Origin of the sequence: Pedobacter sp. GR22-6, assembly GCF_037402555.1 — a bacterium.
Classification (GTDB): Bacteria; Bacteroidota; Bacteroidia; order Sphingobacteriales; family Sphingobacteriaceae; genus Pedobacter.
Window position 1 is genome coordinate 979624 of sequence record NZ_JBBEUC010000003.1, and the last position, 26719, is coordinate 1006342.

At 48.2% G+C, this 26719-nt stretch carries 20 protein-coding genes; 19 read left to right on the top strand and 1 reads right to left on the bottom strand.

The features are described from left to right. The first annotated feature begins 13 nt into the window (after positions 1-13). From WAE59_RS18035 to WAE59_RS18100, 14 genes are all read left to right on the top strand, one after another. The gene (locus tag WAE59_RS18035; protein WP_337857361.1) at positions 14-1948 is read left to right on the top strand and encodes a RagB/SusD family nutrient uptake outer membrane protein; all 1935 of its coding nucleotides are present in this window, start codon (positions 14-16) and stop codon (positions 1946-1948) included. A gap of 18 nt (positions 1949-1966) precedes the next feature. Further along, positions 1967-3193, top strand: coding sequence for a DUF4959 domain-containing protein (locus WAE59_RS18040; protein WP_337857362.1), 1227 nt, complete (start codon positions 1967-1969; stop codon positions 3191-3193). A gap of 31 nt (positions 3194-3224) precedes the next feature. Continuing rightward, complete coding sequence (locus tag WAE59_RS18045; RefSeq protein WP_337857363.1) at positions 3225-4424, top strand: DUF4998 domain-containing protein; 1200 nt, start codon at positions 3225-3227, stop codon at positions 4422-4424. Positions 4425-4614: 190 nt separating this feature from the next. Further along, positions 4615-7020 (top strand): TonB-dependent receptor domain-containing protein, encoded by a 2406-nt coding sequence (locus WAE59_RS18050; RefSeq protein WP_337857364.1) that lies wholly within the window; start codon positions 4615-4617, stop codon positions 7018-7020. Positions 7021-7140: 120 nt separating this feature from the next. Continuing rightward, complete coding sequence (locus WAE59_RS18055) at positions 7141-8376, top strand: glycosyl hydrolase family 8 (protein ID WP_337857365.1); 1236 nt, start codon at positions 7141-7143, stop codon at positions 8374-8376. A 242-nt stretch (positions 8377-8618) separates the two neighbouring features. Then, positions 8619-10379 carry an LTA synthase family protein gene (locus tag WAE59_RS18060; protein WP_337857366.1) on the top strand — a complete coding sequence of 587 codons (1761 nt, stop codon included), beginning with the start codon at positions 8619-8621 and terminating at the stop codon, positions 10377-10379. 24 nt (positions 10380-10403) lie between these two features. Then, complete coding sequence (locus WAE59_RS18065) at positions 10404-11150, top strand: phosphatase PAP2 family protein (protein ID WP_337857367.1); 747 nt, start codon at positions 10404-10406, stop codon at positions 11148-11150. Positions 11151-11159: 9 nt separating this feature from the next. Continuing rightward, complete coding sequence (locus tag WAE59_RS18070) at positions 11160-11939, top strand: phosphatase PAP2 family protein (RefSeq protein WP_337857368.1); 780 nt, start codon at positions 11160-11162, stop codon at positions 11937-11939. A 4-nt stretch (positions 11940-11943) separates the two neighbouring features. Further along, complete coding sequence (locus WAE59_RS18075) at positions 11944-12618, top strand: response regulator transcription factor (RefSeq protein ID WP_337857369.1); 675 nt, start codon at positions 11944-11946, stop codon at positions 12616-12618. Next, complete coding sequence (locus WAE59_RS18080; RefSeq protein WP_337857370.1) at positions 12615-13652, top strand: sensor histidine kinase; 1038 nt, start codon at positions 12615-12617, stop codon at positions 13650-13652. Before WAE59_RS18075 ends, WAE59_RS18080 begins: the two co-directional genes overlap by 4 nt. A 95-nt stretch (positions 13653-13747) precedes the next feature. Next, positions 13748-14128 carry a hypothetical protein gene (locus tag WAE59_RS18085; RefSeq protein ID WP_337857371.1) on the top strand — a complete coding sequence of 127 codons (381 nt, stop codon included), beginning with the start codon at positions 13748-13750 and terminating at the stop codon, positions 14126-14128. A gap of 74 nt (positions 14129-14202) precedes the next feature. Next, complete coding sequence (locus WAE59_RS18090) at positions 14203-18531, top strand: CusA/CzcA family heavy metal efflux RND transporter (protein WP_337857372.1); 4329 nt, start codon at positions 14203-14205, stop codon at positions 18529-18531. 1 nt (position 18532) lies between these two features. Continuing rightward, positions 18533-19672, top strand: a complete 1140-nt coding sequence (locus WAE59_RS18095) for an efflux RND transporter periplasmic adaptor subunit (protein ID WP_337857373.1) — start codon at positions 18533-18535, stop codon at positions 19670-19672. A 61-nt stretch (positions 19673-19733) separates the two neighbouring features. Then, entirely contained in the window at positions 19734-21149 is a 1416-nt protein-coding gene (locus WAE59_RS18100) for a PQQ-dependent sugar dehydrogenase (protein WP_337857374.1), read from the top strand. A gap of 18 nt (positions 21150-21167) precedes the next feature. On the opposite strand, the gene WAE59_RS18105 is transcribed toward WAE59_RS18100, so the two are convergent. After that, positions 21168-21356 carry a hypothetical protein gene (locus WAE59_RS18105; protein ID WP_337857375.1) on the bottom strand — a complete coding sequence of 63 codons (189 nt, stop codon included), beginning with the start codon at positions 21354-21356 and terminating at the stop codon, positions 21168-21170. A gap of 64 nt (positions 21357-21420) precedes the next feature. Between WAE59_RS18105 and WAE59_RS18110 the strand changes: the two genes are divergently transcribed. The 5 genes from WAE59_RS18110 (at position 21421) to WAE59_RS18130 (ending at position 26713) form a co-directional block, all read left to right on the top strand. After that, on the top strand, positions 21421-22428 hold the full coding sequence (locus tag WAE59_RS18110; RefSeq protein WP_337857376.1) for a hypothetical protein: 1008 nt from the start codon (positions 21421-21423) through the stop codon (positions 22426-22428). Positions 22429-22472: 44 nt separating this feature from the next. Then, complete coding sequence (locus WAE59_RS18115) at positions 22473-23468, top strand: sensor histidine kinase (protein WP_337857377.1); 996 nt, start codon at positions 22473-22475, stop codon at positions 23466-23468. Next, the gene (locus WAE59_RS18120; protein WP_337857378.1) at positions 23465-24226 is read left to right on the top strand and encodes a LytR/AlgR family response regulator transcription factor; all 762 of its coding nucleotides are present in this window, start codon (positions 23465-23467) and stop codon (positions 24224-24226) included. The genes WAE59_RS18115 and WAE59_RS18120 overlap by 4 nt, the downstream gene beginning before the upstream one ends. A gap of 91 nt (positions 24227-24317) precedes the next feature. After that, the gene (locus WAE59_RS18125) at positions 24318-25658 is read left to right on the top strand and encodes a TolC family protein (RefSeq protein WP_337857379.1); all 1341 of its coding nucleotides are present in this window, start codon (positions 24318-24320) and stop codon (positions 25656-25658) included. Continuing rightward, positions 25655-26713 carry an efflux RND transporter periplasmic adaptor subunit gene (locus WAE59_RS18130; protein WP_337857380.1) on the top strand — a complete coding sequence of 353 codons (1059 nt, stop codon included), beginning with the start codon at positions 25655-25657 and terminating at the stop codon, positions 26711-26713. The genes WAE59_RS18125 and WAE59_RS18130 overlap by 4 nt, the downstream gene beginning before the upstream one ends. Positions 26714-26719 lie beyond the last annotated feature (6 nt).

Consider the following 26719-nt stretch of genomic DNA (forward strand, 5'->3'; position numbering starts at 1 on the left):
AGAGCACTAAGACATGAAATCATTATACTCAAAAATTTTATACATCGCGGTCATGGCCTTGTCCATGCTCTCCTGTAAAAAGTACCTCAACGTTACACCGGATAACGTAGGTACCATAGATTACGCTTTCAGAAACCGCAATGAAGCGGAAAATTATCTTTTTGGCTGTTACAACACCTTGCAGCAACTGCAAAATCCCTGGTTTGATGCTGCATTTACCACTTCAGGGGAGATTGTATTTCCAAATAACCTGAGAGACAACCAGGGCGTAAATCCTGTTGGTTTCAACATGCTGAGGGGGGTACAGACCACTGGGAATCCAGGCTTGAACTATTGGGATGGACTAGAAGGTGGTCAGGCGATGTTCCAGGCCATCAGGCGATGTAACATCATGCTGGAGAATATAGATAAGCCCATAGATCTCGGAGAAAGTGAAAAGAAAAGGTGGATTGCCGAAGCTAAATTCCTAAAAGCATATTACCATTTCTATTTGTTCAGAATGTACGGACCAATACCAATTACTGATAAAAACTTGCCCATCACCAGTTCACCTGAAGAAGTGAAGGTCAAAAGAGCACCGGTAGACTCAGTTGTCAATTTTATTGTTCGTTTGCTCGACGAGGCGGCTCCCGATCTGCCGATCCGGATTCAAAATCAGGCTCAGGAATTGGGTCGCATCACCTCGATTATTGCATTGTCTGTAAAGGCACAGGTGTTGATGACAGCGGCGAGTCCTTTGTTTAATGGAAATCGCGACTATGTCGGATTCAGCAACAAAGATGGAGAGCTGTTGTTTAGTCAGCAGGCAGATCCAAAAAAATGGGATCTCGCGGCCGATGCTTGTTTCGCAGCTTTGGATGCAAGTATTAAAAACGGGCTCAGGTTACATACATTTACCATTACTGGCAGAATTCCTACCACCCTGACAGATTCTTTGAAAAAGGTACTCACTTTGCAAACGGCAATCACTGAAAAATGGGAAATCAATAATGAGTTGATCTGGGCATTGAACCCAACTTATGGTTTTGGAAAACAGGAAAAAGCAATGCCAAGGTTAAATGCGCTGGCTGCGGGGAATCTGATCGCGCAGGGTACATTTGCAGTTCCGATTGCGCAGCAGGAACTATTTTACACGGATAAAGGCTTGCCCATCCAGGAAGATAAAACCTTCGACTACAGGAACCGCTACGCTTTGAAGACCGCGGCTTTTGCGGACAGGTTTTATGTCCATAATGGATATGAGACTGTTAATGCTCATTTTAACCGGGAACCCAGGTTTTATTCTTCTTTGGCCTTCGATGGAGGTGTTTGGTATGGAAATGGAAATGACGGCCTGGGCGATCCTGCAAATGCGCAGTATGTGCAAGCAAGGGGAGTCAACTCTTTTGCGGGGCCAAAAAATACTACCCACCTGAATATTTCAGGATACTGGCCGAAGAAATTGGTGCACTACCTTACCGCCTACAATGCAAATATGACCTGGGAAGATTTTCATTATCCACTCATCAGGCTATCTGATCTTTATTTGATGTATGCGGAAGCGCTGAATGAACAAGGTAAAAATTATGCACAGATCCTCCCATATATTGATGAGGTGAGGCAACGTGCGGGCATTCCGAAAGTAGCTGATGCCTGGACTGCCGCGCTGTCAACTAACCCAAATAAGTATACGACTCAGGCAGGCCTGCGTCAGATCATTCATCAGGAACGTAGGATTGAACTTGCCTTTGAATCCATTGCAGGTTGGGATTTGCGTCGCTGGAAAGAATTGCAGGCCGTCATGAGTGTGCCGGTACAAGGCTGGAGTATCTATGATGAGCAGCCCGTCAATTACTATCGCGCCCGCAATTTGTTCACCCCGGTATTCAATACCAAGGATTACCTGTGGCCTATTCGCGACGAGAGCATCACTGTAAATAGCAATTTGGTTCAAAACCCATTGTGGTAAACACATAACGATACTATTATGATACATATCAATAAACTCAGCCTATCATTACTCGTATTTGTGCTCATGGCGAGTATAACGGCCTGTAAAAAGAATAATGGCTTTAATGACGTCATCTCGGAGGATAAGACAAAGCCGGAACCGGTCAGCAATATCAAAGTCGACAATTTTAATGGTGGTGCCTACATTACCTATGATTTACCCAATTCGCCTAACATATTGTATGTGCAAGCCAAATATAAGATCAACGATGCTACTTCACGCGAAGCAAAATCCTCTTACTATCAGGATACTGTTGTCGTGAATGGCTTTGCAGAGGCTAAATCTTACGAGGTCACCTTGTATACTGTTTCCAGGGCCAATGTGAGTTCGGATCCAATAACGGTTACTGTAAATCCGACCACACCTGTTTATAAACTTGTTCGGCCAACTGTAAATATGACTGCAGATTTCGGGGGCATCAATGTGACCGCCAGCAACCCTGCTAAAATGGAAGTGGGCTTGATTTTCCTCAGCTACAATGCCAGTACACGGGCAATGGAAATTCAGGATCAGTTTTTTACGAAGGAGCCGGTCATTGATTACTCGGTTAGGGGCTACAGCTCTACCGCTCAGGATTTCGCCGTATATGTAACCGATCGCTGGGGCAACATTTCAGATACACTCAAACGCAATCTGACCCCAATCTTTGAAGTCGCCCTGGACAAAAGTAAGTTCAGTACGCTTAGTTTGGGCTCCGATACCCCAATCGACTTTGGCTGGAATACGCTTTATCTCTGGGATGGCAAAGGTGATGGAAACGGATGGCACACCAAATTTGGCGAGCCTTTACCCTACACGACTAGTTTTGGTGTAGGTGCAAGTTACAAATTGAGCCGTTTTGTTTTGTTTGAGCGGCTGGGAAATGGTTTTACATATAACTACGGTAACCCGAAGGAATTCTCTTTATGGGGCTCTAACCTAACCAATCCAAGAGATCAGCGGTTACCGGTACTTGCTGCCGAAGGTGCCGTCGTAGGTGATTGGGTCAACCTGGGGAACTTCAAATTTCCTGATCCGCCATCTGGAAACCCTCCTGGACAAACGATAGGTTCAGATGAGGACTTTGTTAGAAAGGGCGTCAACTTTAAGGTTTCTCTCCAGGCACCGGCAGTTAGGTTCCTGCGGATTTCAGTCGCGAGCAACTGGGGTAATGTTGCGGCTGCGCACATCATGGAAATTACGCCTTATGGAACCCCTCAATAAGCTCATGTTAATAGTTTTAAAATCTAGACAGATGAAACATCTTAAATATATCCTCGGATCATTATTGATCTTTATCGTATGGAGCTGCGAAAAACAGCAGACCGATTTCAAAGAATTTTTTGAGGGGAAAGAAATTGTCTACACAGGAAGTGTTGGCGATGTCATATCCCGGCCAGGGAACCTCAGAACAATGCTGAAATGGAAATCAAGTACAGATCCCAGTATTGTCAAGTACGTGGTATTTTACAATAAAAAAGATTCCACAGTGGTCAACATCACGAGTAAAACAGACAGTGTAACTGCGCTGATTCCAAATTTGGAAGAGTTTGTCTATTCCTTTACCATTTACTCTTACGATGCAAAGGGCAATAAGTCTATCCCGAAATTGGTTAATAATGTAAAGGTCTATGGGCCTACCTACACCACAGGCCTCTTAAATAGGGCATACAATGCCGCAAATCCTTATGTGGCTTACGCCAATGGTGAGGTAGAACTAAATTTCAATGCACCAGATACCATCAACATCACTACAAGAGTGAAGTATACAACCACGTCAAACGTAGTTAAAGAAGTCGATCTTGCACCTACTGCTAACGTACTGAAACTAACGGATTACAAACCTGGTACCCAAATCAGCTATAGATCTTCTTACATTCCGGAACGCAATTCTTTGGATATTTTCACTGTAACTGAATACAGCACGTTCCCTCAGGTGATCTTTTATATTCCTACGGACAAATCTCTCTTTAGGGAAGTTCGCTTACCTCAGGATGTCAATTACTATGAGTCGGGCACAAGTATCAGTAAGTTGTGGGATGGTAGCGTGGGGCCTCAGGGCTATCCAAATATTTTTCATAGCGATGGTAATCACATTCCTCATGTATTGACTTTCGATCTGGGCAGGAGTTACAACAGTCTGAGCCATATTGAAGAGACTGGCCGGGATTGCTGTAACAATCCGGACAAGTTCGAAGTTTGGGGCATCAATGACCTGAGCAATGCAACGACAACGCTCAGGGCTGATAACTCCGGCTGGAAAGCTGAAGCACTGGCCAAGGGTTGGGTGCTGCTCAAAGAAGTAACCCGTACAGATGATGGCAAAAATGCGCTAAGGGTTACGCTTATGGAGAATCCTCCTCCCGTTCGCTATATCCGTATCAGGGTATTGCATACCACCACAGGTTCCGGTTACAGCAATATGAGTGAGCTCTCTTTCTGGAACAAACAATAAAACATATCGTTACAGCATAATTACCAATACCATTCAGCAGGTAAATGAGCTCAGGCTTATTTACCTGCTTTTTTTTTAGGGCCAGCTATGTAATTTACAAGGTCTTTGTGCCTTAGCGATCCTGTCAGAATTTGAAAGCCATTCAGTATTTCTTCAAAATTGGATTCTAGTTTTGGAAGAAAAAACCATCATGCGTAGCATTATTTTCTTTCTGTTTTTGTTGTTTCCTTTGATGATCAGCGCCCAAACCGGTACAGGAATCACGGTGTCTGGTGTAATTAGAGATGCTGCTAAAGTTGGCATCCCCTATGCGAATGTTGCATTTAAATCGGCCAAAGACAGCAGTTTTGTCGTCGGGACGCTCAGCAATGAAGAAGGGAGATTTAGCTTGTCTGGCATAAAAAGCGACAACTATATCCTCGAAATATCGATGGTTGGCTTTAAAACAAAGCGACAGGCCTTTACAGTGGGTACTTTAAGTAAATTTCTGGACCTTGGTGTTTCAGAACTGGAAGAAGATTCCAGGTTACTGAATGAAGTAAAAATCAGCGCAAATCAGCAAGAAGGGCTTTCCTCCAAAATGGACAAGAAAAGTTTTACCCTTGCCAATAATGCAACCCAAACTGGCGGTTCTGTGCTTCAGGCCATGCAAAACCTTCCCGGTATAACGGTACAGGATGGCAAGATACAGTTTCGGGGCAATGATAAAGTTGCTGTACTCATAGATGGAAAGCAAAATGCAATAACCGGATTTGGCAGCCAGGTAGGATTGGACAATATCCCTGCTTCTGCAATAGATAGAATTGAGATCATCAACAACCCCTCAGCAAAGTATGATGCCAATGGCAATGCCGGTATCATCAACATCATTTATAAGAAAAACAGCCAGGAAGGATTTAATGGTAAAGTCGGCATGATGGCCGGGCTCGGCGCGCTTTGGCTCAGGAAAGAAAATTTGCCGGGTATCCGGCCTCAGTACCAGGCCACGCCAAAGTTAAATCCTTCCGTGTCCCTAAATTACCGGAGAAATAAACTCAATACCTTCTTGCAGGGAGACTGGCTGTATACGCAAACCTTAAACCGAAATGACTTCGGACAGCGGATTTATGATGACGGTACAATAATCAACCAGCAGGTAAAAAGGAACCGGACCACTACTTTTTCTACACTGAAGACGGGTATAGACTGGAACCCTGATGAAAGAAATACTTTTACCTTCTCTGCCTATTTGAACAGAGAGAAGATCCTGGATAGGGGAGATATCCCGTACTATAACGGGGATTTTAGCCTGCGCAACAGGTTATGGCAGTTTTTAGAAGATGAGGTAAAGTATACTGCTACAGGATCGGCACTTTATCAGCACAAATTTACTGAGCCAGGGCATTTGATGAATATAGGTTTCAATTATACCTTCCACCGGGAGGATGAAAAGTATTTTTTCACCAACATCATGCCCACTTTCACCGGCGAGGATGCTTTTAAATTGTTGTCTGATGAACATGTGGCAGATTTTAACCTGGACTATACCAAGCCTTTGAAACATGGGAGATTGGAAGGGGGCATCAAATTCAGGAGAAGGACCATACCCACCGACATGCAATTTTTTCCAGGTCTGAACTCACCTATAGACGTAAACGCAGGAGGTTGGGCAGATTATAAAGAAACCATTCCGGCAGTATATGGCAATTATGTTTTGGAACACAAGCGCTTCGAGCTGGAGGCTGGTCTAAGGTTTGAATACGTAAAGGTGAATTACGAGGTTAATCCAAAGCACAACACTTACACCAGCGATGGTTACGATTATACACGTCCATTTCCAAATGTCAGGCTGGGTTATAAGCTCAATGAAAAAAACAAGCTGTCTGTTTATTATAATGAGCGCGTCGACCGTCCAAACGAGGTCGATATCAGAATTTTTCCAAAATACGATGAGCCTGAAGTGATCAAGGTGGGCAATCCAACCCTGAGACCACAGTTCACCAGGAGTGTAGAGGCAGGGCATAAGCTAAGCTGGGAGAAGGGAAGTATATATTCTGCTGTGTTCCATAAGATGGTGGATGCAACGATTACGCGAATCGCGACTATAGTTCCGGGAAACACATTGATCTACAATATCTTTCAGAATGCCGGTAAGAGCCGCAATACCGGAGCAGAACTTAGCTATCAGCAGGAACTGGCCAGCTGGTTTTCATTTAATGTCAGTGCTACCTTGTACAGGAATACCATTGACGCCTTTAGGGTGACCAATAAATATCCTGTATTGACCGTGTATGATATGGAGGCGGAACGCATCACCTCCTGGAATACAAAGCTGAATGGAAATTTCAAATTACCTAAAAAAACAGAACTCCAGTTTTCAGCTGTCTACCTGGCACCGGACATCATTCCTCAGGGGCAGATCGGTTCCCGGTTTTCCTTAGACATGGGGATAAAGCAGCAGGTCCAAAATGGAAGGGCAGAGTTGTTCCTGAATGGTACGGATGTGTTGAATACCCTAAGTCCGAAAAGGGAAATACGTGGAAATGGCTTTAGGTTAACCAGTACGGATTACCTGGAAACCCAGGTATTCAGGTTGGGTTACAGCTACAAGTTCTAAGTTCAGGTATCATTTGCCGTTCAAAAAAACGTTTGCGTAAATAAAATTGACTTTCTCTGTAAGTCACTGATAAATACTGGGTATCTTTCTTAAATAACCCATATAAATTTAGATGATGTCATGTTTCCTTTAATCAAAAATGTGCTGTTGACGGGCCTGCTGACAGCTGTGGTTCTTTCTGTAGGTGCTCAGGCACGCAAGCCTTTTCCTCAGCATCCGCCCTACGCCAAGGGTATCATTATCCCGGACCATAAGCGAAGGGAACTGGTCGACGCAGATGTCATTAAGGTGTACCAGCGCTGGAAGAAGAACTACCTCACTGAGGATATTGGCGTAAGCGGTCAGTATTATATCAAATATCAGCCTGAAGCCGGAAAACCTGTCACCTGTTCTGAAGCTCATGGTTACGGAATGGTTGCCATGGCTTATATGGCGGGAGCCGATCCGGAAGCAAAAAAATATTTTGATGGCATGTATGCCTTCTTTAAAGCACATCCGAGTAAGGGTAATCCCAGGCTGATGAACTGGCAGCAGGCCATTAGAGACGGCAAGGTGCTTTCCGTTGGCGGGAGCTGCGCTACTGACGGGGATATGGATATTGCCTACGCGCTCCTGCTTGCCGACCAGCAATGGGGCAGTGCAGGTTTGATCAACTATAAGGCCGAGGCAATTGTGGTGATCAATGCATTGAAAGAAAGTATAGTGCATCACCAATACAAAACCTTGAAGATGGGAGACTGGGCCAGCAATGAGGGGAGCCGTGTCAATGATGCCACCAGGCCCTCCGATTTCATGTTCCAGCACCTGAAAGCTTTTAAAAAAGCCACTGCTGATCCCATCTGGGACCAGGTCGCCGAACAAACTTATGGGATCGTCAACCACATTTTTTCAAAATACAGCAATAAAACAGGACTTCTGCCGGATTTTGCTGAGCACAAGGATGGTTATTTCATACCAGCAATTGGACATTTACTGGAAGATAAAAACGACGGCAGCTATTCTTATAACTCGGCCCGTACACCCTGGCGGATCGGTACCGACATTGTTGTTACCCGAGACCAGCGTGCTAAAGCACAATTGACAACTTTAAACTCCTGGGTCCGCGCTGTGAGTAATGACAACCCTGCACAGATTTTTGCAGGCTACCATCTTGATGGAACAGTACTTCCCGGACGAAATTACCAGGACTTAACCTATCAAGCGCCCTTTATGGTCAGCGCGATGATCGATCCAAAGAATCAGGAATGGCTGAATAAACTATGGGATTATACGGTTAGCCATCACAATAGCTATTTTGGGGATTCTATTGCGATGCTCAGCATCATTACGGCTTCTGGCAATTGGTGGGTGCCGTAATATCTAAAATTCAGAATTTCTACTAAATTCAGTTCTAGGTTTGCACATATCGATTGAATATGCTGAACCAGTTTTATAGGAAATACAGCGTGCTGTTTTCATTTATTGTTGTTTTTGTCTCGACATCCTTCCTGATCAGGGCAGGCTTACTGATATGGTCATTGCCAAAGGCAGATTTTAATCTGTCATCCATATTGAAGGTTTTTTCCCTTGGTTTATGCTATGATCTTGCTGTGGCTTTAATGATCACATCAGTTTATAACCTCTATTTGCTTTTTATGCCGCGGAAGTGGTCTCTTTCAATTGTAAATAGAGGTTTTACTTATGTAGGTTTGTTTCTGGCGCTGCTCATCTCCTTCTTTTCCTTTTTTGCTGAGGTCACCTTCTGGCAGGAATTTGAAAGCCGCTTTAATTTTATCGCGGTAGATTACCTGATTTATACCTATGAGGTAGTGAACAATATCAATGAATCTTATCCTTTGCCCTTGCTGATCGGTGGAGTACTGGTATTGGTACTGATTGTCATGTGGCTTTTTCAGAAATTCAACCTGTTCCGGTTGTCTTTTCAGTCAGAAATGCCTTTCAGGCAAAGATTGATTCTATCGGTTTTCCTGATCTTAATTACCCTGTCCTTTCCCATTCTATTGAGCAATTCCTACGCCGAGTCAGGTACAAACCGTTATGCAAACGAACTATCGAAGGCAGGGATCTACTCGTTTTTTTCCGCCTTCAAAAACAATGAATTGAATTATAATGATTTTTACTCCCTATTGCCCGATGCAGAAGCTTACCGTCTGATGAGGGCAGAACTACATGAACAGCATTCAGAATTTCTGAATCAGGGGAAATCGATCAGTCGTAGGATCCAGAACAATGGTCGGTACTACAAGCCAAATGTCATCATGATCACCGTAGAAAGCCTCAGTGCCGATTTTATGCAACACTTTGGCAACACCCAGAATTTAATGCCGCAATTGGATTCCGCCGCCGATCAGGGCTTGCTTTTTACCAATATGTATGCAACAGGTACACGAACAGTCCGGGGAATGGAAGCGCTGACTTTATCTGTGCCACCTACACCGGGAAGCAGTATTGTCCGTCGTCAGGACAATCAAAACCTGACTACAGTTGGCTACATCTTTCAGAAGGCGGGTTACACAAGAACCTTCTACTATGGCGGGGACGGTTATTTCGATAACATGAATGAATACTTTGGCAGCAATGGTTTAGTAGACCGGGGGCGGAACCTGAAGATCAGCGATACCTACCAAACCCGAAGATCAGTCATCCCGGACAGTGTGGTCCATTTCGAAAATGCCTGGGGCATCAGCGATGGTGACCTGTTGGAAGAAGTAATCAGGGGAGCAGACCGGGACCATGCCTCAGGAAAACCTTTTTACGATTTTGTGATGACAACTTCTAACCATCGTCCCTTTACCTTTCCTGCGGTTAAAATAAAGGGATCTCCGGGTAGCCGCGAAGCTGCGGTTCGGTACACTGATTACGCTATAGGGACCTTTCTCAGGGAAATCCAGAGCAAACCCTGGTATAAGAATACAGTGGTCATTGTTGTTGCAGACCATTGTGCAGGCAGCGCGGGGAAAAATGAAATATCGATCAGTAAATACCATATTCCATGTCTGATCTTAAACCTGCCAGAAAAACGGACAGGAAAAATAGATCAGATGTGTTCCCAGATCGATCTGTATCCTACATTGTTTGGCATTTTAGGCTGGAAATATGAAAGTAATCTGTATGGTCAAAATGTATTGGACCCTACATTCCAGCCGAGAGCGGTTTTAGGTACCTACCAAAAGCTCGCCTATCTGAGAAATGATAGCCTGGTTATCCTGGGGCCACAGCAAAAGGTCGAGACATTCATTTATCGAAAATCAGATGATAGTCAAATCAGTAATAAACTATCCAGCTCGGTAATTAAGCAGGCAGAGGCCAACTATCAGACAGCATATGATCTGTTTAAGCATGGAGGTATGCGACAATGATTTTGTCCCTTTAAATTTATCACGATGAAATTAATAAGACCATGTGCGCTTTGTGCGCTGTTATATTTGGGCTTCAGCGCTCAGCTGCAGGCACAGGTACGGGATACAGTCGATCACAAACCAAAAATCAATTCATTTATTCTTCCCGCGGCCTTTATCGGTTATGGGCTGCTTTCGCTCGGCGAAAAAAACCTGTTTAGTGAACTGGACAGGACGACCAAGGAAGAGCTTCAGGAAGACCATCCGCTTTTTGCCGCCCATGCAGATGATTACCTGCAGTTTGCGCCAGCTGCGGCAGTATATGGCCTGCACATCGCCGGTATCAAGGGGAAGCATGATTTGGCAGATGCAACCGGAATATATCTTTTGTCAGAGGCGATTATGGGCGGAACCGTTCATGGCTTAAAATCCTGGACGCACCGTTTGCGGCCCAATGGTTCGGCATTCAACTCCTTTCCTTCGGGACATACTTCCAATGCATTTGCCTCAGCCGAGTTCCTCAATCAGGAGTACAAAGACAGTCATCCCTGGATTGGCGTCGCGGGATACACTGTCGCCACTGCCACAGGGGTCTTAAGGATGTACAACAACAAGCACTGGTTGAGCGATGTGGTTGCCGGAGCAGGTTTTGGTATATTATCCACTAAAATATCGTATCTTATTTACCCTAAACTAAAGCGTCTGGTTCTCGGTAAGGCTGGCTCCAATTATAACCTGGTACCTGCCTATCAGCAAAACAGGTTTGGGCTTATGTTCAGTGGCAGATTCTAATAATTTACAATGATGAAAAGTATAATGATCTTTTTTGTTTTTCTCGCAGCTTTCTCAACAGCAAGTGCCCAGAATGTTCCCCAGGAAAAAGATAGTCTCGGGATCCAGGATACCACGAGGGTCGAAATCAAATATAAACCCAAAGCAAGTGCCTATATTGTTCCCGGGGTGTTCATTGGTTACGGACTGATCTCCCTCGCCGGCGACAACGTGATCAGAAGGCTGGATTATACCACCAATGCCGAGCTTCAGGAGGACCATCCCAGTTTTGCATTTAAGTTGGACAACTACCTGCGTTATGCGCCGGCCGTAGCGGTATATGGTCTGGACTTGCTTGGGGTAAAGGCTAAGCACAGTATTGTCGACAGAAGTATCATGCTCCTTTCCTCCTATGCTTTGGTGACCGTAGGTGTCGGCTCCTTGAAAGGTGTGTCCAACCGTTTGCGCCCAAATGGTGCCAATGCACATTCTTTTCCCTCCGGGCATACCTCGCTGGCCTTCATGACGGCTGAATTCCTGCATCAGGAATATAAAGACCATTCGGTCTGGTACAGTATTGGGGGCTATGTCATTGCTACCGGAACGGGAATATTGAGGTTGTACAACAATGCCCATTGGGTCAGCGACGTAGTTGCGGGTGCTGGCTTTGGGATTTTGTCCACCAAAGTGACTTACCTGGTGTATCCGTATATTAAACGAAAACTATTCAAGAATAAATCAGTAGACATGTTGGTCAGCCCCAGCTATCAAAACGGAAGCATGGGTTTCAACCTGATCAAAAGATTCTAAAAAGATGAAGATCCTGATTATAGAAGATGAACCCGAACTGGCCAAAGGTATGGTCGACTACCTGTCCGGTCAGCATTATCTCTGCGAACTGGCCACCGACTACCATCAGGCCCGGGAAAAAATCGGTATGCACCAATACGACTGTATCTTGCTCGATTTAATGCTCCCCGGCGGAAGCGGAATGGAAATCCTGGACGAACTGAAGGCACAGCATAAAGAAGATGGGGTCATCATCATTTCCGCAAAAAACTCCCTGGAAGATAAAATCCATGGACTGGAACTCGGCGCAGATGATTACCTCGCGAAGCCCTTCCATTTGTCGGAGCTCTCTGCACGGATCTTTTCAGTGATCAGACGAAAGAATTTTGCCAATTCCAACATCATTCAGCAAGGCGAACTAAAGGTAGACCTCCTCGCGAAGACGGTAGAAGTAGCAGGTTCAGTTGTATTGTTGACAAAAAAAGAATTCGATTTATTGCTGTTCTTTATGGGCAACAAAAATAAGGTGATCTCCAAGAGTGCCCTGGCAGAACACCTGTCCGGAGATCTGGCAGACATGCTCGATAATCACGATTTCATTTACGCACACATCAAAAACCTGAAGAAAAAACTGGCCGAGGCCGGATCCGGAAGTTACCTGAAAACATTGTACGGCAATGGCTATAAATGGGAAATATGAGTAAACTGCTGAACAAATCACTCCGGCGTTTCGCCGCCTATGCTGGAATTGTACTGGCCTGCAGCATTCCGGTTTATTACTTCGCGATCAGCAAACTGTGGCAGTATGAATTGGATGAACACAACATCATTTTAACCCCTGAAGCCGGGCGTGAGGATACTTTTATCATCATCGGTGCGATTACACTGCTGACCGTTTTCTTCTTTGCACTGTTACTGGGCGGATTCATATGGCTCAACCGCAGCATCTCCCACCGGCTCTGGCAGCCTTTCTACCGTACACTTGAAAAGATCAGGGCTTTTGACCTGAGCAGCCATACCACTGTTGAATTTGAACACAGCAATATTGCCGAATTTGAAGAACTGAATTCCAGCATCAGCAGGCTTCTGGATAGCAACATCACCACTTTCCGGCAACAAAAAGAGTTCACGGAAAATGCCTCACATGAATTGCAGACGCCCCTGGCCATTGTACAGTCAAAACTGGATCTGTTGATGCAGGCGCCTTCCCTGACCTCTGCACAAGCTCAGATCATTGAAGAAACCCACAATGCACTGTCCAGGGTCTCCAGGATCAATAAGAACCTGCTGCTGCTGGCCAAAATCGAAAACCAGCAATTTTCTGAACTCGAGGACATCGATCTCGCTGAAAGCCTTCAACGGATACTGGAACTGCTTTCGGCATTGTTTGGCGAAAAGGCCATCCATTGTAAGATCGATTCTTCATACCTGCTGAAGGGGAATCCAATCCTGGTAGAGATCATGTTGACCAACTTGCTCATGAATGCCCTGCGCCATAGTGCTCCAGAAGAGGGGCTTGAACTTTCACTTTCAGCAAATGTATTGCGCATCTCCAATCCTGGCAGGAATGAGCTCGACAGCAGCAAGCTGTTCAGAAGGTTCAGTACAGCCTCTGCGCATACCCCTGGCAGTGGCCTTGGACTTTCTCTCGTCAAAGAAATCTGCAACCGCTATGGTTGGTCAGTCAGTTACAGGTTTGAGGGGCAGATGCACAGCTTCAGTGTGGCGTTTTAGCATTTCCTCCCGGGAGACGCACGAAAAACAGCTGTGTAACATAAAAAAGAGCTGGAAATTTTTATGTTCCTGCTTTTCCTTCTAACTTTGGGGCGTTGAAAAAGCTAGTTACCCTCTTTATATTGTGCACTTACCTGATTTCCAGCACCGAACTCCGTGAAATGGTGAAATTTCCGGTGCTTTTTCAGCATTTTTATGAGCACCAGCTCCTCAACAGCGAAATTACCTTCGCAGAATACCTCGTCGACCATTACAATTCCGTTCCGCATACCGACAATGACGAAGAAAGGGACCTACAGCTCCCTTTTAAAACTTTGGATTTAAGTGGTTTATTGACGCCGGCCATCCCGCAATGGTACCGCAGTTATTTCCAGAAGCACGTAAGGCTCATCGCTGTGAATGATGCTTTCCGTTACCAGGAAAGCCACATTCCTGCGCCCGATGCAGGCAAAATCTGGCAGCCGCCCAAAGCCTGATCATTTCGTAGTGTACCGGCCAGTCCCTTAGGACTGCGCCAGAACTGTTCAGGAACTGATCAAATCAAATTTTCATGCTTAATCAAATCATTGGGTTTTCTGTAAAGAATAAACTCATCATTGCGTTGTTTACCATCGCATTAATCATATATGGAGGCTTCGAGCTCTCCAAATTGCCGGTAGATGCCGTACCCGACATCACCAACAACCAGGTGCAGATCATCACGGTGGCACCCTCTTACGGCGCCACGGACATTGAACGCCTGGTGACCTTCCCAGTAGAACAGGCCAGCAGCAACATCGCGGGCATTAAAGAAATCAGGAGCTATAGCCGCTTTGGCTTGTCGCTCGTCACCCTGGTCTTCAATGACGATGTAGATGTCTACTGGGCCAGGCAACAGGTTTCAGAGCGGCTCGTTGTCGTGCAGGAATCCATTCCGGACGGGATCGGTAAACCAGAAATGGGCCCCATCTCTACCGGGCTTGGCGAAATTTATCAGTATGTGGTAAAACCCAAAAAGGGCTACGAAAGCAAATACGACATCACCGAACTGCGGACCGTCCAGGACTGGATCGTCCGCCGCCAGTTGCTCGGCGTCAAAGGCGTAGCAGAGGTCAGCAGTTTCGGTGGCAAGCTGAAACAATACCAGGTAGCCATTAACCCCGGTAAACTGCAGGCCCATCAGCTGACCATTGCTGATGTATTCAATGCCCTGGAAAGCAACAATCAGAATACCGGAGGTTCTTATATTGAAAAGCAGTCTACGGTACTATACATCAGGAGTGAAGGCCTGATCGGCAATGCGGCCGACATCGAGAACGTGGTGATCCGCAACAATGGCGGCAATGCACCCTTGCTCATCCGGGATGTGGCAGAGGTGACCCTGGGGGCTGCCACGCGCTACGGCGCGCTCACCTACAACGATGAAGGTGAAGTATCGGGCGCGATTGTCATGATGCTGAAGGGCGCCAACAGCAATGTGGTGATTGAAAATATCAAGGCCAGGATTGCCGAGATCCAGCAGACTTTACCGGAAGGTGTGGTCATAGAACCTTTCCTGGACCGCACCGATATGGTCAGCAATGCGATCAGTACCGTACAGACCAACCTCCTGGAAGGCGCACTCATTGTGGTCTTCGTGCTGGTACTCTTCCTGGGCAATTTCAGGGCCGGGCTCCTGGTGGCTTCGGTCATCCCCTTGTCGATGCTCTTTGCGGTCATCATGATGAACATGTTTGGGGTGAGCGGCAACCTGATGAGCCTTGGGGCACTCGATTTCGGATTGATCGTCGACGGTGCCGTCATCATCGTAGAGGCCGTTATGCACCAGCTCAGCCACAGTAAAAAGTTCGGGGGCCTGAGTATGCTTTCCCAGCACGATATGGACAAAGAAGTGAAAAGTGCCTCTTCCAAAATGATGAACAGTGCGGTATTCGGACAGATCATCATCCTGATCGTATACCTGCCCATTTTCAGTTTACAGGGCATTGAAGGGAAGATGTTCAAGCCGATGGCCCAGACGGTGGCCTTTGCGCTGCTGGGTGCATTTATCCTGTCCCTGACCTATATCCCGATGCTGAGCAGCGTTTTCCTGAGCAGGAAGATCAAACTGAAGCAGAATTTCTCTGACCGCATCATGGCCAAAACCGAGCGTGCTTACCAATCGCTGCTCGGCAAAGCCCTCCGGATCCCTAAAGCCATTATCGGCACGGTACTGGTCCTGTTCATCATGGCGGTCTTCCTGCTGAGCCATATGGGCGGCGAATTCATCCCTTCCATAGAAGAGGGCGACTATGCCGTAGAAACCCGGGTACTTTCGGGCAGTAACCTCAATACCACGATAGCGCATGTTCAAAAAGTGGCGGGTATCTTAAAATCACGCTTTCCGGAGGTGAAGAACATTGTCACCAAGATCGGCAGTAGTGAAGTACCTACGGAACCGCTGCCGATGGATATGGGTGATATGATCATCAACCTCAAGCCCAAATCGGAATGGACCTCTGCCAAATCATTTGACGAGCTTTCGGAGAAAATGGGGGCTGCTGCGACAGAAGTACCGGGAGTAACCACCAGTTTCCAGTTCCCGGTACAGATGCGTTTCAATGAACTCATGACCGGTGCACGGCAGGATGTGGTCTGCAAGATCTTTGGCGAAGACCTGGACACCCTGGGCATCTATGCCAAACAATTGGGGAATATCGTGAAAAGCGTAGCAGGAACTACCGAACTCTATGTGGAGCAGATCACGGGAACCCCCCAGATCGTCATCCGCTACAACCGTGCTGCCATTGCGCAGTACGGACTGAACATCTCGGACATCAACCGGAACATCAACGCCGCATTTGCGGGGCAGAGTACCGGGCTGGTCTTTGAAGGGGAGAAACGTTTCGATCTGGTGGTACGGCTTCAAAATGAGCAGCGCCAGGACATAAAAGATGTACAGAACCTCCTGATCCCCACACCCGCAGGCACGCAGATCCCTTTGAACCAGGTGGCTTCCGTGGAGTTGGTAGACAGTCCCAGTCAGATCCAGCGGGAAGATACCCGGCGCAGGATCCTGGTCGGCTTCAATGTCAGCGGCCGCGATGTGGAAAGCATTGTAGAGGAACTTCAGAAGAAGGTCAGCGCCAAAATCAAGCTCCCGGCGGGCTACATCCTCGCTTATGGCGGCTCCTTTGAAAACCTCAATGAAGCCAAATCGAGGTTGTCGGTAGCCGTTCCGGTTTCCCTGGTGCTCATTTTTCTGCTCCTTTATTTTGCGTTCAATTCCATCAAATACGGATTGCTCATTTATACCGCCATTCCACTTTCGGCCATTGGCGGGATTTTTCTGTTGGCCATGCGCGGTATGCCCTTCAGCATCAGTGCAGGTGTAGGTTTCATCGCCCTCTTCGGTATTGCCGTACTGAACGGCATTGTGCTGGTGGCCGAATTTAACAGGATCAGAACGACAGGGGAAACAGACCTCAAAACGATTGTGACCAAAGGTACCGTGACCCGTTTGCGGCCCGTACTCATGACCGCCTTCGTGGCCTCATTGGGTTTCCTGCCCATGGCATTGAGCAATGGCGCCGGGGCATCCGTCCAGCGTCCATTGGCTACCGTGGTCATTGGCGGACTCATGATCGCGACCTTACTGACCCTTTTTGTATTGCCGATCCTTTACATCGCCTTTGAGAAAGGCATCAAAGTCAAAAAAGGAAAAGCTGTGCTCGCGACACTGCTGCTAACCTTTGCCTTCCTGCCCACGCAGGCCCAAAAAACCATTGGTGTGGAAGAAGCTGCCGACTCGGCCGTAGCCAATAACCTCCAGGTCAGGAACCGCCAGCTTCGGGCTGAGCAGGCAAAAACCCTGATCGGGACGGGTGGGCAGTTGCCCAGGACTTCGGTAACTGCCGAGTATGGAAATTTCAACAGCCCTTTGAATGACGACAGGCTTTCTGTGAGCCAGAGCTTCAGTCTGCCAACAGTCTATAGCCGCCAGGGCAGGCAGCTGACCGAAGAATGGAAGTCGGCCCTCCTGGAGGTCGATCTGCAGGAAGCAGAGGTTCGGAAGATCACCCGTACGGTCTGTTACGAGCTCATCCTGCTTCAGCGCAAAGCAGACCTGCTCCATAAAATGGACTCGGCTTACACCGCCTTTCTGCGCGTGGCCGCCCTGAGGCTGAAAGCAGGGGAGAGCAATATGCTGGAAAAAGCGGCTGCAGAAAACCAGTTGATCCAGCTGAGGATCCAGCAAAAGAACCTGAAACAGGAAGAAGCAGTATTGCAGCAGGAATTGATGCTGCTGCTCAATACCAGCGAAAGGAGGATACCGGTAGCCGGACAGTTTAAAATCGCCCTTCCTGCTGCAGATAGCACTGAGCTGGCTGCCCATCCCTTTTTGAAATGGCAGCAACAACAGGAGCAGCGGGCAGCCGCCAGCCTGCTGCTGGAAAAATCCAGGCTGCTGCCCGACATCAGCATCGGCTACAACAACATGAGCCTTCAGGACGGCATCAGCTACAGCCGCGGAAACCGCTTCCAGTCCTTCCAGCTCGGACTGGAGATCCCGATTTTCGGAGGGGGGCAGCGGGCGAAGATCAGGTCTGCAAAGGCCCTTCAATCGATCAGCAAAAATGAAACGGATTTCCGGGCCAAACAGTTGCAGCATGAATATGCCGGTACCTGGAGCCAGGTGATACAGTACAGTGCAGTGGTGCAGGAGTTCGAAAAAGGTGCCCTTAAAAATGCGGAAGACATCACCCGGACACTCAGCAAGCAACTGCAAAACGGAGAAATCAATTACCTGGAGTGGACGGTATTGAACCAGCAGTCGCTCAGCATACAGCTGGATTACTTTGAAGCCATTAAAAATCTCAACAACAGCATTATCCATTTAAACTACCTTTTATCCAAATAATATGAACAGGAGCCTATTTATATCGCCCATCCTTACCATCGCCCTGACCGCGCTGTTGTCGGCCTGCAGCAGCAATGCAGAGCAACAGCCCACAGAAAATACGGCAGAAAGCAATGAGACCCTGGTAGAACTGAGCGCAGCACAAGCCAAAAATATCGGGTTAAAAACCGATACCATCCGCTTACAGCAGATCAGCAGCATCCTCAAGCTGAGCGGCCAGATCGATGTGCCGCCCCAAAACCTGGTTTCCGTCAGCATCCCCCTGGGAGGCTACCTGAAATCTACGGAGATGCTGCCCGGCACGCAGGTGCGCAAAGGCCAGCTCCTGGCGGTGATGGAAGACCCGCAGTACATCCAGTTGCAGCAGGACTACCTGAGTGCGAAGAACAAACTGAACTATGCATCCCTGGAATACGAGCGGCAGCGGGAGCTCAACAGCAGCAAGGCCAGCAGCGACAAAGTGCTGCAGCAGGCAGAAAACGAATTCAGGAACCTCAATATCGAGACCAGGGCCCTGGCCGCAAAACTGAGCCTGATCGGGATCAGCCCGGCGCGCCTGAACGAAAATGCCATTTCTAAAACAATCAACATCCATTCGCCCATCAACGGTTACATCAGCAAGGTGAATGTCAACATCGGAAAGTATGTGACGCCCTCTGACGTGATCTTCGAGCTGGTGAACCCTGCCGATATCCACCTGAACCTGACGGTCTATGAAAAAGACCTAAACAAGATCAGCATCGGCCAGCGGGTGAGGGCTTATACCAATGCCCGTCCCGACCAGCGGTATGACACCAGGATCATCCTGCTGAGCCATTCCCTGAATGAGCACCGGAGTGCGGAAGTGCATTGCCATTTTGAACATTACGACAAAAGCCTGGTGCCCGGCATGTATATGAATGCAGAGATCCAGCTGGACAACAACAAAGAAAAGGTTTTGCCCAGCGAAGCCCTCGTCAATTTCGAAAACCAGGACTATGTTTTTGTCGCAGAAGGCAGCAATCGCTTTCGCATGACACCGGTGCAGAAAGGGCAGTCGGAAAATGGCTTTAGTGTGGTAGGACCGGGCCTGGAAGGCAAAAAGGTCGTTAGTACCGGGGCTTATTCCCTGCTCATGAAATTGAAGAATACCAGCGAATAGCCATGCGGATAAGCGCTGAATTTTAACTAAATTCAGCAACAGAAAATCTTAATCCGCCGTTATGAGAATTTGGTCTTGTTTATTGCTCAGTTTGGGCCTGGTACTGGCTGGTATGGCCTTCATCGACCGCCGCTCGCCGGTCATTTCCACAGACGAAGGCTACCGCATAGATACGGTAGCCGACAACCTGAGGGTGCCCTGGCAACTGGTTTTCCTGCCCGACAAGAGCCTGCTTTTTACCGAGCGGGAGGGAAGGGTACGGATCATTCGGAACAATAAGCTCCTGGCCCGTCCGGTCCTGAACCTGAATGACATTGTATTGAGGAATAAATCGGGGGCGCTGGGGCTTTGCCTGCACCCCGATTTCCAGAAGAATAAATGGGTGTACCTGGCCAGCAATTACCTGCTCGACAACAGGATGAAGCTGCGCATTGTGCGTTATGAGCTGCGGCAGGACAGCCTGGTACGCCCTTTTGTGATCCTGAAAGAGCTCCCTGCCAATCAGAACCATACCGGCTGCAGGCTGGTTTTCGGGCCGGATCAGAAACTGTACATCAGCACCGGTGATGCCGATCAGCCCATGCTGTCGCAGGACCTGAAAGCCTACAATGGCAAAATCCTGAGGCTCAACAGCGACGGAAGCATACCTTCAGACAATCCCTTCTACCAGAATGATACGGCCAGGAAGGAAATCTGGTCCTATGGGCACCGCAATCCCCAGGGCCTCGCTTTTCAACCGGGTACAAACCTGCTCTACGAGTCGGAACATGGGCCCACGGGCGGTGATGAGATCAACCTCATCCTGAAAGGCGGCAACTATGGCTGGCCTGAAGTGCACCACGATGACCGGCGGGCAGGAATGGAATCCCCCTTACAGCAATATACCCCTTCCATTGGCCCGGGTGAAATCCTGTTTTATAATGGCAATCAGTTCCCCCAGCTGAAAGGGCATTTGTTGGTCGCCTGTCTGCGCGGCGAATCCATTTTAAATCTCGGCATCGCCGGCCGGGAAATCAGCAGTCAGTTGCTGATGCTCCGGAAGCGATATGGGCGGATCCGCTCGCTGGTTACGGGCCCCGACGGTTACCTCTATTTTTCTACTTCCATGCACGATCCGGGCGAGGGGCATCCCCGTGACGGGCATGACGATATGATCCTCAGGATGCGGCCTTCGGGAAAGACAGCGCTTGGCGGGCAACAACTGAGCAGCAGTCCAAAAACAAACACCGGAAACGCCGGTGCTGCAGGGCTTTTTCAACAGCTCTGTGCCTCCTGTCATGGCGATCAGCTCCAGGGGACTTCCAGCGCAAAAGCACTTGCAGGTACGAAATTCCTTTACGGATCGGACAAAAAATCCATTGTGGCCAGCATTACCAATGGCATTACCGACAAGGGAATGCCGGCCTGGAAGGGCGCGGTCAGCGCCGAAGACATCAGTAAACTCGCAGATTTCATCATTGAGAAGTCCGGGAAATAGCAGCAGTGTCTATCCTGACTATTGCTGGTATTCTGGCATAAGCCTCAAACGTGATTGAAAAGCGATTGGGCTGGGATTCGTAAGGCTAAAGGGTATCCTGACCCTTACAAAGCCCTTCGCATTCCCTTGCGAAGGGCTGAGCTGTTCAGGCCAGCTCCATTTCAAAACTGCAGCATCAATTCTCCATTCGGGTGTTTCAGGCTTCAAATTGTCCGCTTCAGTTTTAATTTTTAACAGATGGACTTTCAATGCGATACTTTCGGGACGTTGTATGAAAAGAAAACTGATTGCGCTATTTGTTCTTTCAAGCACCTGCAGTGCTTATGCCCAAACTGCCCCTGAAGCGGCCATGAAGAAGCTCAGGGATTCTATGACGATGGTCTACCTGAGCGAATTTGCCAAACGGCAGCCCATGTTGCGGCAGGGAGGGATCTCTTATGATGTAAGTAGCAATACCAACTCAAAAATGCTGGCCGAAGACGGTACATTGCTCTATCAGGGCGATATGGAGATCAGTCGGATGAAGATGAATTTCAACCTGCCCATTTCCTCATGGGGAAAAAACAGGTTGAATGGCGCTGTGGTCTACCAGAAACAGCACTACGCATTTGGTCAGAATTTTAACGCTGGGGTACCATCGCAGCCGGGGTCATTGGACAGGGCATCAGTTGGCCTTTCCGCAACCTATTCGCGCAGCGATTCGCTGTTCAACCGGCCGGTGATCTACAGCGCAGGAATTACGGCCTTTAGCAATGAACTCAATTCCATCCGGAGGCTCAGTTATTCAGGAACCATGATATTTCCACTGAAACAACAGGCCAATACCATGACCAATGTGGGGGTCGTACTGGCCATCGGGCCCAATGGGGTACTCCCGGTCCCCTTTTTCAGTTACTGGCACAGGTTCAACAGTAAATTGGAGTTTGACCTCCAGTTGCCGTATGGGGCATCTTTCCGGATCCCCTTTTCTACAGCTGCCTGGGCCACATTCGGCACGGCTCTGGATCCGAACTTCAGTTTTCTCAGCAAGAGTAATCCCAATGCCCCTGCGAACCTGACACACAACATGCTGGACCTGAAAACCGGTCTAAGCCTGGAGCACATGCTGGGCAAAAAACTGGTAGCAGGAGTCCGGGGCGGACTGGTGTCCAACCTGAGTTCCCGCGTCCAAAAGGACAATGCCGATGTGAACGATTACCTGTTGAAAATGAAGCGCGGCACCGTTCCTTTTGTCAATTTCTCGCTTTCCTTCCTGCCCTTCCTAAAATCAATCCGCTAGCTTAATTATTTGTTTTACCTTTGAAAATGTTGAAAAAATACCAGATGAAGTCATTTCTCATCCTGATCACGGTGCTGATCATGGGGGCAACGCTTCTGGGGGAACAATCTTCCAGCAAATTCCAGCTGGGCGGCTTTCTCATTTACATTTTCAGGGTGACCACCACGCTCTTAACCGGATGGCTCATAAATGGCTATATCCTGACCCACAGTTCGCCGCAACTCGTAGGCTTCAAAAGATATGCCCTGGCCATTGCTTTGTCGATGGCCGCCATATTTGTGATCAATTTTGTGCTGGACTCACTGGTGCCCGACCACTACATGGCCAAAAGAGAAGTGGGCTATGAGAGTTTCGCTGAAATCCAGCAGCACATCGGCGCTTCATTTTTCGTCAGCCTCATCTGTTACATTGTCTTTTACAGCACACATACCAATACCGTATTGCAGGATACGAAATACAAAAATGAGGTCCTGGAACAGAACCACCTGCGTGCACAGCTCATTTCACTGCAGCAGCAGATCAGTCCGCATTTCCTGTTCAATTCCCTGAGTACGCTCAAGACCATTGCGCAGGACCAGCCGACCAAGAACTATGTGGTGCAGCTGTCCAGTGTGTACCGCTATGTGCTCAATTTCAATGAGCGCTACCTTACGCCCTTGAAGGAGGAGCTCAGCTTCATCAAATCCTACATTTACATTTTAAACGAGCGCTTTGAAGAAAGCCTCGAAGTCCATATCGACATTGATGAGGCGCAACTGGAGCTGCTGATCCCCTCTCTGTCACTGCAGCTGCTGATCGAAAATGCCATTAAGCACAATACCATTTCTCCCGAGCAGCCCCTGCACATCTCCATCTTTTCCCCTGAACCCTACAGTTTGAGGGTAGAGAATGATTTCCAGCCCAAAAACATACCGGAAAATGGGACAGGCATGGGCTTGAAAAACATTTCAGAACGCTATAAACTGTTGGCAAACCGGAGCATCGACATCCAGAATGACCAGCGCAAATTTTCTGTCACTATCCCATTGTTAAAGCCATGAAAGTTGTCATCATAGAAGACGAGTTGAAGACCGCCAGAGAGCTCAAAAGCATGTTGCTGGCGCTTGACGAAGATATAGAAGTGCTGGCCGTTCTCAGATCGGTTTCTTCAGCAATCACCTGGCTGAGCAACAATCCCCAGCCGGAGCTGATCTTTTCAGACATCCAGTTGGGCGATGGCCTGAGCTTCGAGATCTTCCAGGCCGTGAAAGTAGAGGCCTCCATCATTTTCTGTACCGCCTTTGATGCCTATGCGATCCGGGCCTTTGAATCCAACAGCATCGATTACCTGCTGAAGCCGATAGAGGAGGGGATGTTGCAGAAGAGCATGGAAAAATACATCCGCTTCAAAGAGCACCTCCTGAATACCGAGCAGCCGGGCAAAAACCTGGAAAAGGTGCTGATCCAGATGGACACCGGCTATAAGCAAAATATCCTGGTCAACTTCAGGGAAAAGATCATCCCGGTCAGGGCCATCGACATACAGCTGATCTATGCCTCAGCGGGCAGTGTATTCCTCCATACCGGTGCAGATAAATCCTATGCCGTTCAGTACACGATAGAGCAGCTGGAAGCTTTGCTGAACCCTCGACAGTTTTTCAGGGCCAACCGGCAGTTCATCATCAATCGGGATTTCATTCAAAATATCGAATACTACTTCAACCGCAAGCTGATCGTGGCCCTTAAAATAGAATTTCCGGAAAAGATCGTGGTGAGTAAGATCAAGGCCCCTTCTTTTTTGAAGTGGATGGAAATGTAATTGTCCTCTTCATCGCTGATTTTGTCCTCTTCATTCCGATAAGCCAAAGCCGGGAAATGCTGTAGCCTACTTTTGTTCCCATCAAAGGAATATGAAAAAGAAAACAGCAATGGCGCTGATGCTGCTTTTTCCGGTCTGCCTGTTTGCCCAGGAAAGCTGGAATTTGAAAGCATGCATCGAGTTTGGCCTGAAGAACAACCGGAACAGTGTGATCTACGAAAATGAAAAACTGGCGGCAGACGCAGCAGCGAAAGAAGCCCTGGCCGAATACCTGCCCAAAATAGGCATCACCGGGACGTTGGACAACAACCTGAAGGTGCAGACCTCCATCATACCTGCCGGGGTTTTCGGTCCCACCGATATCAAGGTCGCCTTCAGTCAGAAATACAATACCAATGCGGCAGTACAGCTGGACCAGACCATTTACGATCAGTCGCTGCTGAACGGTTTTAAAGCCAATAAATACAACCGGGAGCAGGCGCAGCTGAACGTCCGGAAAAGCCAGGAGACGATCATTTACAACATTGCCAATGCCTATTACCAGATCCAGGTCTACAGGAAGCAACTGAGGCTGCTGGCAGAAAACATCAATACCTATCAGAAGCAGATGGATGTTTCTGCATTGCAGGTGCAGAAAGGCGTTACGCTGCAAAAGGACCTGGACAAGGTGATGGTCGACTACAACAATGCAAACTCAGAACTGCGCGTAGCAGAAAGTAACCTGAGCCTGGCGCTGAACCAGCTCAAATATGAGATGGGCTATCCCTTCAAACAGGAAATTCAGGTAGACAGCCTTTCCGGCAGGGAATTTCCTGAGGCAGCAGTTGAGGCCCGCCCGCAGCCTGCCTTCAGCGCCCAGAACCATACAGACTATCAATTGTCGGCAGTGAATACCAAGCTCCTGGCCATAGAGCTCAGCCGGATCAAATCAGGCTGGCTGCCAAAGCTCTCGGGCTATATCCGCTATGGCGGAAACGGTTTTGGGAGTGAGCTGGGGCCGGCAGTCCGGGATTTGAATGAGTATGCCGCCATCGGGCTGAAGCTGAACTTCCCCCTCTTCGATTTTTTCAAAAGGAATGCCCAGTACAAGCAGGCCGAGTACAAAAGCCTCAATGCAATGGAACAACTGCAGCTGGATGCCGGAAAATATGAGCTCGAGTATGAGAACGCAAAGACGAAGCTTGTCAAAGCACAAAGCAGCCTCGAGAGCGATCGGCGGAATATCGCGCTGGCCCATTCCGTTTTTAAAGTAACTGACCTGCAGTACCGCAAGGGTGTGGAGAGCCTGACCGAATGGCTGAACGCGCAGCAATCCATCAGCACTGCCCAGAATACTTACCTCAATTCCTTGTACACTTACCTGCAGGCGGGATTAGACCTTGAAAAAGCGACAGGTAACCTGAAAACATTTTATACTACCACTCATTTATGAAACGTAAACACATCATCGTCCTCATCGTTCTTGTCCTTGTTGGATTGATCATTTTTAAGCTCAGTTCCAATAAACGGATCCTGGAAGAAAAGAAACAGCCTGAAAAAGATACCCTTGTACGCATTCCGGTAAAAGTTGCCGCTGTGGTGGAAGAACTGCGGACGATCAACCTGGTGAAAACAGGCAGTCTTGCCCCATTCAAGGAGGCGAAAGTACTGGCGCCGATGGCAGGCACGATTGCGCAACTGAAAGTCAACCTGGGCGATCAGGTACAGGAGGGGCAGGTTTTGGCAGTGATCGATACCCGGCTGATGCAACTGGACTTGCAAAAAGCAGTCAGCAATGCGCGGAAGCTGGAGCGAGACCTGGCCACTTATACCGAACTGCTGGCCGGGCAGGCCGCTACCCAGGAGAAGGTCAATGAACTGAGGCAGAGCCATGCAGATGCCATCAACCAGGTTGCACAGTTGAAGAAACAGATTGCAGATGCCTACATCAAGGCCCCAACGAGTGGCACCGTAGCCACTAAAGCGGTAGAAGTAGGTGTTTTTGCCAATGCAGGAGCAGAGATCGCCACGATCGTGAATCTCTCGCAGGCCAAAGTACAGTTGAACCTGACAGAATCAGAAGTTTACCAGACCAGACAGGGTCAGGAGGTAAAGATCAGCACAGATGTTTATCCCGATGCCGAGTTTAAAGGCAAGGTATCCTTCATCAGTCCGCAGGCCGATGAAACCCGCAGCTACAAGGTAGAGCTCATTGCAGAAAACAAGCAGAGCAACCTGCTCCGCTCCGGTACATTTGTGTATGCCGATTTCTCCAGGCAAACGGAGCAGAAAATACTGTTGATTCCCCGGGAAGCCATCACAGAGAGCGTAAAAGATGCATTTGTGTATGTCCTGGACCAGGATAAGGTACGCCAGCGGCAGGTGAAGACCGGAATAGAAAGCGGCAGTTCGATCCAGATCATCAGCGGTCTGAAAGCAGGCGAGCGGGTAGTCACCTCCGGACAGATCAACCTGAAAGAAGGTACAGCAATCAGCATTTCCAAATAGAGATCA